The organism is Paenibacillus silagei, from assembly GCF_017874735.1.
Lineage (GTDB): Bacteria > Bacillota > Bacilli > Paenibacillales > Paenibacillaceae > Paenibacillus_AQ > Paenibacillus_AQ silagei.
Genome location: NZ_JAGGLV010000007.1, coordinates 230,720 through 243,134, shown reverse-complemented (window position 1 = coordinate 243,134; position 12,415 = coordinate 230,720). Strand labels below are relative to the sequence as shown.

Genomic DNA, 12,415 nt, shown 5'->3' with positions numbered 1-12,415 from the left:
CCCCTGTCGGCCTCGGAATATGCGGAGCTGAGCCGATTGTCTTGTGTGCGTACCAGCATGAACGGATTATGCCTGCACCAGCTCGTATCGCGGATGCTGCGGGAAGACTACCAGCGGCGGGACCCAGGACAATATCACCGGATGCGGTCCAGAACGCTTGAGCTGCTCACCGGGGTGTTCCCCGCGTCCAATACACTTCAGCAAATGCAGATTGCCGCCCATGTGCTGGAGCTGTACCGCGAGCAGCTGCCGATTGCCGGCACATATACAGATTTCTCAGCCGTAAGGACACAGGAACGGCAGCGGGAATATGAGCCGGGGGATCTTCCTTATCTGCACCGTTTTCTTGAGGCATCGCTGGCCCGATCGGACTGGCAGTCGGAGCTGATTGCAGCCGGTGAGCATCATGCGCTGCTGGAGGATATTGCAGCGCAGGATCCAGGCAGCATTGTAGTCCTGTGTAACAGCAGCGGGATTCCGCTGGGATTCTCGGCAGGCCTGCGCCTGCATGCACTTACGCTGCCTCTGCTCGACCGTTACGCGCCAGCCCATAGGGAACTGCTGGGAGAATTGGCCGGGTCTCTCTACAGCCTGCCCGCCGAAGCTGCGGATACACTGTTCATTCTGCTGGCAGCGGTAGACACAGAGCAGCCCTACTACCAGCCGGAAGAGCTGGGTGCCATGCTGCTCCAGTCGTGGCTGGTGTACACTTCCGGGGGCTTGCGCACCATTGTCGCGACAGCGGACAACCAGTTAAACCTGCTATTACCGCTTTTGGGCTTTCAGGAACAGATACAGTCAAGACCTAAGCAGGCTGCTCCAACAGGGCTGATTGTGTGGGACCTCGATTTCCGCCAGGTGACATTTGAGGTGTGGGTACAGCGGGTATTTCAGCTGGCTGTGCAAGCCCCAGAAGCAGTCCTTGCGGAAGAGCCGCAGTCTCTGGACTGGAAGGATGTCAAGCAGATTGTTCAGCATTTGTATAAGGATGCCCTGCTGGAAGAGATACCTTTGGTGCAGCGGCTTGGGCTTGCCGGAGAGTATGTACGTCAGCAGGTACAGCATATCCTGACGGATAAGCAGCCGCCTTATCCGCTCACAGAGCTGGAGCAAAGCTTACTGAGAGAGAGTTATTTGCAAAAGAACTACCGGAAATCACAGCTTGCCGAAGCTTTTCATATGAGCCGCACTACATTCTACCGTCACTCCAGGCTGGCATTTATCCACCTGGGGCATGTACTCACAAGGGTGCTGAGGGATATTGATCTGCATGGTGACAGATAGCGGAAGGGGGTGCGAAGAATGAATAACAACAACGGAAATCCTCCTGCGGGAGCCTTCGGACAGCTTGATCAGATGTGGTTCAGGCTTCGGAGCAGCGAGCAGAACAGCAGTCTCACGGGAGGGTGTTCACTCCGACTGCAATTCCTTGAATCGCATCTGCTCCTGATTCCAGTTTCGGGCCGGGGCTGGATCACTGTGGACGGCAAGTATGGCGAACTCAGAGCGGGAGCTGCCTTTGTCTGCCTGCCGGGGCAATTAATCGAAGCCTGCCTGGACGGTTCAGACGAACCGAATATATACATTTTGCGGTTTGATGTATTTAGCCAGCGGAATCTGCCTGTACAACCGGGCCGGATAAGCTCAACGGAGCCCCAGCTTCCCTTCTCCCTGGAAGGAGAAACAGGGATGTCTTCAACTGTTACATACAGCAAACACTGTGAGGCTATCACCGCTTCCCTTGGCAGTACAGACCCCTTACAGCAGCTGCTTGCCCAGAGCAGATTCTATGAGCTGCTGTACAGTCTGCTCAGCGATGCCAGGCAGTCCAAGCCAGACGATACCGATACGATTATGGAACGGGTCAAGGCCTATATAGAGCAGCATTACCGTGAAGAGCTTTCGATCACCCTGCTGGCGGGCGAGGCAGGCATTAGCGTAAGGCATTTCATCCGGCTGTTCAAGCACAAATATGGTCTTAGTGCCATCGAATACCTGACCGAATACCGGATCAGACAAGCAAGAAGTCTTATGCTTCCGCATTCGAATTATGAATTAAAGGATATCGCCGCTTATGTCGGTTACAAGGATGTTCCTTACTTCCGGCGCAAGTTCAAGCAAATTACCGGTGTAGCTCCGGCCACCTTCATGCGCAATGCCAAGCTCAAAATCGCAGTTTGTCACGGCAGCCTCATTGGGGCGTTGCTTACGCTGAATATTATTCCCTGCGCCGCACCGGCTGACCATCCCTGGACAGAATATTACCGCCGTAAATATGAGACAGATGCGGTTCTGCCGCTTGCCCGGGAGGATACTCTACGGCTAGAGCAGCTTACCGTTCTTCGTCCTGATTACATTCTCGGGCTGGAGACATCGGTAAGCCGGAGGATGCTTCCGCAGCTCCAGGAAATTGCGCCCACGTTCCTTGTGTCTTCGCTTCAGACGGATTGGCGCACGCAATTACACTTCATTGGAGAATGCGTGGGCAGGGCGCCGGAAGCAGCAGCTTGGCTGAACAACTATGAGCGCAAGGCCAAGAGCATCCGGGCACAATTGGGTCAAGAACCAGCCATGAACAAGCTGCTCCTTGCCCGCATATCCGGGCAGTCCATTACCGTGCTATCTACGGGAAGCTTAGCTGAGGTATTCTATGATGATCTGCATTTCATTCAGGCGTCCATTGTGGACCGTAGGCTGAGCAATCAGACAATAACCCCGGAGGAGTTGTGGTCGGCAGATGCGGACAAGCTGCTGTTCATTGTGGATGAGGATGCGGCTTCGCAGGCCGTCTGGTCTGCGTTCCGGGACAGAGAGTCCTTGCTGCCCCCTGATCCCGCAGGGTTTTCGCGTATCGGGCACCTCCCTTCCTACCCTTGGACAGAGTATAACTCGTTCACCCAAGAGCTGGTTCTTGACTCCGCGCTGACACTCTGGCGTAATCGGACATGAAATATTGGCGTGATAGTCAATAGTCGAATCGCACGGATTGTTTTATACTCCTAACAGTGATATTGATTCTCACTCTCAGGTGGGAAGACAGGTATTGATACTCAGGAGGTTAGTGAAGATATGCGACAGATGAGACAAAGAATGGTGTTCTGCATGGCGATAGTATTAACATTGGTCATGACGGCTTGCTCCAACAACAGTGAACAGGCCAAGGTGGCCGCAGACGCTGAAGCAGATTCCCGGGTAGTAGGCAGTGAGAAAGGCGAGATCAAAATCCCCGCCCACCCGGCCAGAGTGATTGGATTGTCTGTGGTCTACCCGGAATTCCTGCAGGCCCTGGGGGTTACGCCCGTTGCTGTACAGAACTACCAGGAGGAGTTCCCGACTTATCTAGAGGAGCCCTTCAAGGATACGCTGAAGATGGGTATAGCCCAAACTCCGAATTTTGAAATGATTCTCTCTGCCAATCCTGATCTGATCCTCGCCCCTACATGGTGGTCGGCTAAGGATTATGACCAGTTGTCGGGGATCGCTCCGACGGTTCTGCTGCCGCAGCGCGATGACTGGCGGGATGAGCTGAAGGATATCGCCGGGGTACTCGGCAAGACGGAGCTTGCAGAGAAGGTAATTAAGGATCTGGAGGCTCAGGAGGCAGAAGCCAAGCAGAAGCTGGATGATCTGGTGGGTAATGAAACGGTGATGTACATGATGGTCATGCCGGGCAGCTTCGTTCTTTACGGGGATCAAATTGACCGCGGAAAATTCCTTCACACTACGCTTGGGCTGGAGATGATCCCGAATTTCCCGACTAAAGATCCTTCCTTATCCATCTCGCTGGAGAAGCTGCCGGAGTATAATCCCGATCACATCTTCCTTCAGTTGAATAACGAGGACGATGCCGGGGTGAAGAAAACCTATGAGGATCTGCTGAAGAGTCCATTATGGAAGAACATGACGGCGGTCAAAAAGAACCAGGTCTACACCATGGCCGGCAAGGATTGGTTCAACCTGGGGATGTCTCCTCTGGCTAACCGTTATGCGGTGGATGCGGTGCTTCAGGCCTTTGAAGGCAACTCCAAATAAAGGGGGACTTCAGATGGGCAACACTGGCGAGCTCCAGGGGGCTGAACGTTACTTCATCTCCCCCGAAGCTATTGAGAACGCAGTGGTTACTTTACGACTGACCGAATTATGTATGCCCGCACATGCTGAGCATCTGCTTACCACTTATGCTTCCATGCTTGGGACTGAGGATAAACGTATAGCGGCAGCCATCTTCTGCACATGGATCGCCGGGATCTGCGGAGTCAAATACGCACTGCTCACAGCCGCAGACCCGCTGGCTCATGCCTTGCGACTGAATAACCTGTCTGTGCAGCTCATTCGCACGGAGGGCTACCCCGAATTCGCCTTTTTTATCCACGATCAGGGGAACGGGACCTATGACCAGGATGGAGATGGAAAAGAATTATCCGGCGAGCTCGGCATGTTCTACAGCAGTGTTGTCAGACCGGTTATTGACGCGCTTGCCGAGGCTTCACAGACCAAAGCGGTGATGCTGTGGAAGCATGTCTATAATCAGTTGTATACTTTTATCGAAGAGGATGGTCTTGACGCTCCCAGTGAGTGCAGCCGCACCCAGATCCACGGGCAATTCCAAGCTGCACACTGGGAGCTGACGCCGGAGGTATTCGGACTTCGCAGCAATCCGTTTCGCGTTACCCCCAAGTTCCGGACGGACCCCCACCCTCCGCATGATACGATATCTGTTAAGGCTACCTGCTGTCTGGCCTATAAGCTCAGAGCGGATCATTCCTACTGTAGCAGTTGTCCTATCCTTCCCGCAGTACCCGGAGAATTATAAGCTGAGAACTCTGCTGCCCGAGCCGGAATGGAGCTACAAGCAGCCAGAAGGCTACACCCTATTCAACTCAAATCAATGTCTGCCACCCTTCAAGCGGCTACCGGACCGGGATATTTTCCCATCCGGGTTTTTTATGCAAATTAACATACTTCACTCTACAAGAATATCCGCCATATTCCGACATATTATTTAAGAGCTTTCGCTCTAATACATATCCGGGAGATGACCTATGTCACAGCTAATTCAAAAACGGCCAGTCCGTTCCACCAGCATTGCCAACACATTGGCCATTGTGCTGCTAGTCATTATTCTTGTCGTCTTCTCGATTCTGGGTACCTTCTTCTATTCCAGCACCCGAAGCATTCTAATAAGCCAGCAAGAGTCGATGCTGATGACCAAAACGCAGGGAATTGTCAGCCAGTTCGATGCTCTGTTCAAGGAGAAGGGCTCACTGGTCAAACAAATGTCCACCAACTCGATTTTCCAAAAATATATTGAGAGCACAACAGCAGATCAAATCACCACTTCCCCCCACGCCGCAGAAGCACTCGCCACACTGGCGGACATTGTAAAGTCTGAGCCCTCCTTCGCCGATGCCTGGGTGGCCGGGTTATCCGGGAAGGGATATTTCCTCCAAAATGACGGTCTGACCTCTAAATCGGACTTTGATATCCGCGCCCGCCCCTACTTCAAGCCTGTATCCGAATCCAAGGGTCTCTACTATTCTGAACCTTACGCCGACGTCATTAGCGGCAAAATGCTGATGGGCATTTTCTATCCGATTCTGAATGAGAGCAGCCAAATGATCGGCTTCATTGCCGCAGATATTGCCTTCGATGACATCCCGCAAATCATGCAGAGCTATTCCTTGGGAAGCACCGGGTTCTCCATTCTGGCTACCCGCTCAGGCGACATTCTCTATCACCCGGATAAGGCCAAAGTACTGAAGGAGAAAATTACAGAGAGTCCGGGCGATCTCGGGGCAATCGGCAAAAAAATGATTAACGGCGAATCCGGCGTATCGCTCATTGATGATAATGGCAACCCCCGTTATATCGGCTATGCCACCAGCAAGGATACCGGATGGTCTGTAGGCTTAACCATTACCCGGCAAGAGGCGCTTAGCGAGCTGACGTCCTTCACCCGGACGACCATCACCGGTTTTGCTGTTGCCGCTTTGGTCCTGGTGTTCATCTGTTATCTCACACTGCGCTACCTGTTACGCTCCATTCCAAAACTGCTGGCCGCTATCCAACGGATTGCAGACGGAGACCTGACGGTTCAGCTCAATGATGCCTCTCGCAATGAAATCGGACAGATTGCTCATGGCATTGCGGGCATGGTCCAGAAGATTCAGGGCATGATTCAGGTGATCCATAATACGACTCAGGTGCTGACCCAATCCTCCCAGAACCTGCAAGCCATCTCTACCAAAACCGCGATAACCATGAACGAAACGGCTACGGCCATTAATGAAATTGCGAATGCTACCAACTACCAGTCCGCTGAATCCGAGAGCATTCTCCACAAAACCGGTGCATTATCCGATCAAATTGACGAAATCACCAGTGATGCCCAGACTGTAGGAACCATGGTACAGACCTCAGCAGAGCTCAGCAGTTCCGGTCTTGACTTGGTGGAGCAACTCTCCAAAGCTGCAGAAGACAATCACAGATCTACACAAGCGATGTCATCGCTCATTGAGGATATTGATCTGAGCCGTCATGAGATTTCGGGTATCGTAGGCACAGTGAATCAAATAGCGACACAGACCAATCTGCTCGCCCTTAATGCTTCCATTGAAGCGGCACGGGCAGGTGAACATGGCAGAGGCTTCGCGGTGGTAGCTGGTGAGGTGCGTAAGCTTGCCGAGCAAACAGCCCGGGCTACTGAAGAAATCTACAAGAAGGTCAGCGCCATTGAGGAAAAAACAAGCCTATCCGTAGAACACACTACTCTTGGCCTTACGATTGCGGAGGAGAATGCCAAATCTGTCGAGAATGCGAAGCAGGTCTTCTTCAGCTTGAACAGTGACCTGGAGGAGCTGAAGGTACGGATGCTGCAGATCAGCAATAACACCTCGATTGTCCACAAGCACAAGGATGAGATTCTGCAGGCGATTGAGGTCATATCTTCGACGACCGAGGAGAATTCTGCCTCCACTGAAGAGGTAAGTGCCAATACACAGGAGCAGCTCGGCAGTATTGAGCAGGTAGCTGAACTGTCCAGAGAGCTGAGCGAAATCTCACAGAGGCTGGAGGAAGAACTGCGGCAGTTCAAGCTGGAGTAACGGGGTATGCAAAAAGATCGCCAAGTAAGAGATTCACTTGGCGATCTTTTTGTCATGCGGAGGTCTAAGCCTGGTTCGGTGCTATTTTAACATGTACTTGGTAATCGTCTTAGGCGCATAGCTCCGCGTAATGTACAGCTCCCCATCTCCCGCATAAATGTAATTATGCCCGGTTTCGTAGTCGTGCCAGCTTGTGGAGAGATGATATTTGATCTGCAGGTTCGCCGGGTCCAGCACATAGAAATCCTCCTTGGCAATATCCCCCTCAAAGGTCTCAGGATCAACAACAGCCGGACGCTCCTGCCATTGGTACTGCTTCTCGACCGTAATCTCGCCCGATGGTGTTATCCGGCAGTACCATTCGCGGTCCCCGGCTTCACCGATCTGCTGCTTGCCGAGTAATTGGTTGTCTTTGCTGTACAATTTGTAGACGTTGTCGCTCTGGATCAGATAGTTGTTGCCGGTCGTATTGATCCGATCCATCTTGTTCACAGGACGCACCCACTTCTTGGTGCCGTTAGCGTCATAGCCGAATAACAGCCAGGTATCGCTACTGCTCATCTTAATCAGGAACGAACCGCCGCGAAGCGGATACACCTGGAAATCAGGATATTTAACTGCTTTGGGAGCGGTGTAGGCAGCCAGCGGTTTCGTCAGAGCATCCAGACTCCGGTATACGCTGACTCTGTTTGTATCCAGCTCCTTATGTACCACATAGCCGTTCGGCAGCACATCAATCACCCCTGAGGCCCATTTGCCGGTCAGCTTAAGCTTGCGTACCTGCTTCCCGTCCTGACTGTACTCGGTAATACCACGAGAAGCTCCATTGCCGCTAACCAAGGTTCGAATCACAATATTTCCGTTATCCAACACCACCGGCGAGTAGGACCCGGTTATGGTTTTGGTCCATTTCCGTTTGCCGTTCGGATCAACAACGGTAAGATCATAGGGTTTGCCGCCCCACATTTTATAGAAATAGCTGTAGCCGTTACTGGCAGAATAAAAACCATTAGCAGTAAACGGCTTGTCGTTGGCCATGTCCGAATAGTCATATACCCAGTTGGCAGAACCGTTAATGCGGTCAATGGATGCGTACAACATGCCCGAAGACTTCGTCTTGGAAGGGGATACGGTTACGGTCTTGACCAGCGGAATGAACATCCGATTCTTACTCTGTAAGGTGTCTATAGTGCCCCAGAAGGTAATGCCATCCGGCAGCGTATAGCTCCATTCCGGCTTCGGGAGCTGTTCCATGACTTTTGCCGCCGATGAGCGTCCAGGAAGCAGTACCTGTGCCGCCAGTAATAGCGCAAAGCCTGCGGTGAAAAATTTCAATCGTTTTGAATTCATAACTCCTATCCCTCTTTTACTATGTATTAATGTTCCAACCTGAATTATTATATGACCACCTAGACAATAAGGACAGGTTATAAATGGATGCTATCTAACCGGTGTGTCCGGCCGCATTCCCGGCGCGTTTGCCAGTAACTCGGGCTGTCCATTACAATGACAGTAAACAGGCTGACAATGCCAATTCCCGGGAGGAGAGTATGACATGGAAGCATGGAAACGTGCCGCATGGGGGCAATTAACGGTTGATGAGAAAAGGCACGCGATGCAGGGAGTGCTTAAACAGCTGCCAGCTGGCTTCAAGTGGCTGCGGTTAGAGAGGTTCGAACGTTACGGCCAGTCCATAGAAACGGGTGTCTTCGTATATGAGGGCAGTGAATACGTGTACGTGCCGGGCGACACGGTGACCCTGGGCCGCTCAGAGGTACATATGTATGCCGAGATGTCTCCCGTCCGCGAAGCTGTGATCGGGCCATTGCTCGTGCAGCGCCAGCCTGCTTCGGCAGGCTGGTACGAATGTCCGCTGGACCGGCTGGGCCCGGAAGAAGATGAGGATGTGCTCGAAGCTATCGAAGAGTTCCGTCAGGGGCCGCACACCAGCTATGAGTACTCCCAGTATTTCCGGCTCGAACGGGACGGGGAACAGATCGTAGTGTTCCTGTTCGACGACAGCGAATCGTTCGAAGAATGGTGCGAGTCGGAGCTGCCGGAGGGCTTCACCCTGCCGACTGAGGACGAATGGGAGTATCTGTACGGCGCAGGTGCACGAACGCTGTTCCCGTGGGGCGACGAGATTGACGAAACCATGCGGCTCAGACATGTGCCCGGTTCAAGTGTGGCTAATGCTGAGGACCCGTATCCGCTGGAGCTGCCGAATGCGTTCGGCCTATGCTTCCCCGGCGATCCTTACAAAAAGGAGCTGGTCCTCACGCCGGACGGCATAACTGGCAAAGGCGGCGACGGCGGCTGCAATCTGCACGGCGGCCACGGTGTTGCTCTAGGGTATCTCCCAACGGCGACCGCTTTCCGCGATCCTTATGAGAGCGAGCTTACATGGGAGGATCTGCTGGATTGCCTGGTGTATCGGCGGGTTGTGAGGTTGTAGGATTACGAACATTAGTATAAGACATCCAAAAGCCGCCCTTCCTTCGCATCAAGCGAAGCCGGGCGGCTTTTTCCATTGTAATATTATTTAGTGAGACAGCTTCATAGGCTATCGGTTTCACACACCCTGCGATACAAGCTCTCTCTGGACTGAAGCTGTTGAAGCTGCTCCTTCTGTGTCCGAATCCGTGCTCTTATCCAGTTCCTCCACACGTGCCACATTCAGTTCCTGCTCGTTCTGATGAAGCTCTTTGACCATATTCCTGTAGATATGGGCTTCTTGACGGTCCAGTCCGTCACGATTCTCTTTCATGATCCAGGTTTCCACGGTTCGCTTGAGAATTTCGCCTCTTCGTTCCAACAGTTTCGTATAAGTCAACGTTTCTTCATTCCCTTCCTGAAGCTAGAGTTCATACGCCAGGGTGAAGCTCTGATGTCACATCAGGCGTAACGTCTACTATTATACGGGAAAGACCCGGCTCACCCAATGCGGAGCATCCGGACTTACATCGGGTGAGCTGCGCTCAGCGCAGAAGAGGCTGACTCAGCAGGCAGGTTCGCAGATGTTCGGACAGATGCTCCCATATACGGCAAGATATTAAGCAGAATTCGCCTAAAAGTCGAAATGTGTTCGGTTTTCCGCATACATTCTGTTCGTGTCCGTACTACCGCTTCAGCTCCGCAACTCCACACGGAACACGCTGCCTCCGCCAGGGCAGTTCTCAGCCCGTATGCTGCCGCCAAGCGTGTCTACCAGTTCCTTGGCAATGGCAAGCCCCAGCCCGTGGCCCCCGGCCTCCCGCGAACGCGACTGGTCAGGGCGGTAGAAGCGCTCGAAGATCCGGCTCAGGTCTTCCGCAGGAATACCCACGCCTGTATCCTGCACCTCCAGCGCCAGCCACGTGCTGCTGTTCTTCTGAATGAGCGCAGCCCGCAGAATGACGCGGCCGCCTGCGGGTGTGAACTTGATGGCATTCTCCAGCAGAATGACCATGAGCTGCACCAGCTTCTCCTGATCCTGCTTCACCGGAAGCTCCGCCGGAGCTTCGAGGGTAAGCCGGATCTGCTTCGCTTCGGCCAGCACGCCCAGGCCGGAGAGCGTAAGGGCCAGGACCGGCGCGAGGTCGAAGCGCCGGAGGACCTGCTCCAGCAGCCCGGCATCACTGCGGGCCAGCAGGAGCAGGTCACGGGTCAGCGCGGTCATCCGCTGGACCTCCGAATACATCCCGTCCACCACATGACGGGTGAACGCCTGTTCATTGATGCTGTCCTCCAGCTTCAGCGTCTCGATGGAGGACAGCATCACGCTCAGAGGCGTGCGGAGCTCATGCGAGGCGTCCGCCGCGAAGTGCTTTTGCCGGTCATACGCCTCGCGGACCGGCACCATCGCCTGCCGCGACATCACCCGGCTGAAGACGGCGGCCAGCAGGATGAATGCTGCTGCGATGGCGGCCAATACGCCGAGAAGCCAGCGGAATAACTGCTGCTGGAAGGTAACATCTTTACCGGCATACAGGATGCCCGCAGGCTGCCCCTTACGCTCGAAGACCCGGCTGCCGAGCAGATAAGCAGCCTTCGTGCTGTCCTTGGGATCATTCCCCTTATGCAGCAGGCCTGACCCCTGCACCAGCTCCACTATCGCAAGTCCCTTCGCTGTCTTGGCCGCCCCGGAATCTGCCAGCTTCAGCACTTGCTCCTTAAGTCCCGGCTGAATCTCGCCGCTGCCCAGCAGACCGCCCTCCGTATTCAAGATCACGTAGAATGACTGATCCGCACTGAGCGTAAATTCCTGATTCCCCGGCCCATGGTCCTTCCCTTGCAGCAGTTCATCGAACATAGGTCCTTGCAGCTGCTTCACCTCGGCATCCAGCAGAGAATTAAGCCGCTCCTTCTGGTTATTCCAGATCAGAAGATGCAGAAGCAGATAGATGATAAGGAAGGACAATAGCAGAAATACGCTCATCACCGCACTGTACCGCCAGGTAAGGCGCTTTTGGGTGCGTGCGAACAAGTCATTGCCGGAGCGGCTGGCTCCGGAACGAAAAACACTAAATTTCAAAGCTATACCCCACTCCCCGGATGCTGTGAATGTGCTGCTGTTCTCCGTCCAAGAGTGCCAGCTTCTTACGGAGCAGCTTGACCGTGGCATCGATGGTCTTGAGCGTAACCTCAGATTCCATCCCCCAGATCCGGTCCAGGATCACCTCGCGGGCAAGCACCGTGCCCTGGTTCTTCAGGAGCAGATCCAGGAGCTGATACTCTCTGGGCGTAAGCTGAACTTCCTGCATCCCTGCCGCAATCCGGTGGCTGTTCCGGTCCAGCACCAGCTCTCCGATCCGGCATGTGTCATTCTCCAGCGGGAGGAAGGTCCGTCGGCCCAAGGCCCGGAGCCGGGCCAGCAATTCATCAATTTCGAACGGCTTGACCAGATAATCATCCGCACCCGCATCGAGTCCGCGAATCCGGTCCTCCAGCGAATCCCTGGCCGTCAGCATCAGGATAGCCCCGGGATATCCATCCTGACGCAGCTGACGGCACACCTCCCGGCCATCCCGCTCCGGCAGCATCCAGTCCAGCACCAGCACATCATAGCCGGAGACACTGGCGAGATCATACGCCTCATCCCCGGAAGTGACCCATTCAACGGTGTATGCCGCTTTCTTCTTAATCATATGTACGATCAGTTCACCCAGCCGGGTATCATCTTCCGCGAGCAAGATCTTCATGGGGTCCTCCCCTTCCTCTCATCAGGTGCTTGTGTCCTGTACATTTCTCAATATATCAAGATACCACATCCCAGTGAAAATCTGGTGAAAACAATGCAGTTGCCCTTTCTCCGTATTTTCACACTGGGAGTA

At 53.8% G+C, this 12,415-nt stretch carries 10 protein-coding genes; 6 read left to right on the top strand and 4 right to left on the bottom strand.

Translation table 11 applies throughout. The features are described from left to right. Nucleotides 1–45: 45 nt before the first annotated feature. From J2Z70_RS13085 to J2Z70_RS13065, 5 genes are all read left to right on the top strand, one after another. The gene (locus tag J2Z70_RS13085) at nucleotides 46–1,284 is read left to right on the top strand and encodes a hypothetical protein (protein ID WP_209873460.1); all 1,239 of its coding nucleotides are present in this window, start codon (nucleotides 46–48) and stop codon (nucleotides 1,282–1,284) included. Nucleotides 1,285–1,302: 18 nt separating this feature from the next. Then, entirely contained in the window at nucleotides 1,303–2,949 is a 1,647-nt protein-coding gene (locus J2Z70_RS13080; RefSeq protein WP_209873457.1) for an AraC family transcriptional regulator, read from the top strand. Nucleotides 2,950–3,102: 153 nt separating this feature from the next. After that, entirely contained in the window at nucleotides 3,103–4,032 is a 930-nt protein-coding gene (locus J2Z70_RS13075; RefSeq protein WP_209873454.1) for an ABC transporter substrate-binding protein, read from the top strand. Nucleotides 4,033–4,045: 13 nt separating this feature from the next. Then, nucleotides 4,046–4,813, top strand: coding sequence for a (2Fe-2S)-binding protein (locus J2Z70_RS13070; protein WP_209873451.1), 768 nt, complete (start codon nucleotides 4,046–4,048; stop codon nucleotides 4,811–4,813). Nucleotides 4,814–5,042: 229 nt separating this feature from the next. Beyond that, a complete protein-coding gene (locus J2Z70_RS13065; RefSeq protein ID WP_209873450.1) occupies nucleotides 5,043–7,103 on the top strand; it encodes a methyl-accepting chemotaxis protein in 2,061 nt (686 codons plus the stop codon). 81 nt (nucleotides 7,104–7,184) lie between these two features. On the opposite strand, the gene J2Z70_RS13060 is transcribed toward J2Z70_RS13065, so the two are convergent. After that, a complete protein-coding gene (locus J2Z70_RS13060; RefSeq protein WP_209873448.1) occupies nucleotides 7,185–8,453 on the bottom strand; it encodes a hypothetical protein in 1,269 nt (422 codons plus the stop codon). 205 nt (nucleotides 8,454–8,658) lie between these two features. Here J2Z70_RS13060 and J2Z70_RS13055 point away from each other — a divergent pair, with 205 nt between their 5' ends. Next, the gene (locus tag J2Z70_RS13055; protein ID WP_209873446.1) at nucleotides 8,659–9,558 is read left to right on the top strand and encodes an SUMF1/EgtB/PvdO family nonheme iron enzyme; all 900 of its coding nucleotides are present in this window, start codon (nucleotides 8,659–8,661) and stop codon (nucleotides 9,556–9,558) included. A 117-nt stretch (nucleotides 9,559–9,675) separates the two neighbouring features. Here J2Z70_RS13055 and J2Z70_RS13050 read toward each other — a convergent pair whose 3' ends face one another. The 3 genes from J2Z70_RS13050 to J2Z70_RS13040 form a co-directional block, all read right to left on the bottom strand. After that, a complete protein-coding gene (locus J2Z70_RS13050; protein WP_245368194.1) occupies nucleotides 9,676–9,918 on the bottom strand; it encodes a hypothetical protein in 243 nt (80 codons plus the stop codon). 312 nt (nucleotides 9,919–10,230) lie between these two features. After that, complete coding sequence (locus J2Z70_RS13045) at nucleotides 10,231–11,616, bottom strand: sensor histidine kinase (protein ID WP_209873441.1); 1,386 nt, start codon at nucleotides 11,614–11,616, stop codon at nucleotides 10,231–10,233. Continuing rightward, nucleotides 11,606–12,283, bottom strand: a complete 678-nt coding sequence (locus J2Z70_RS13040; RefSeq protein WP_036728999.1) for a response regulator transcription factor — start codon at nucleotides 12,281–12,283, stop codon at nucleotides 11,606–11,608. The genes J2Z70_RS13045 and J2Z70_RS13040 overlap by 11 nt, the downstream gene beginning before the upstream one ends. Nucleotides 12,284–12,415: the final 132 nt, after the last annotated feature.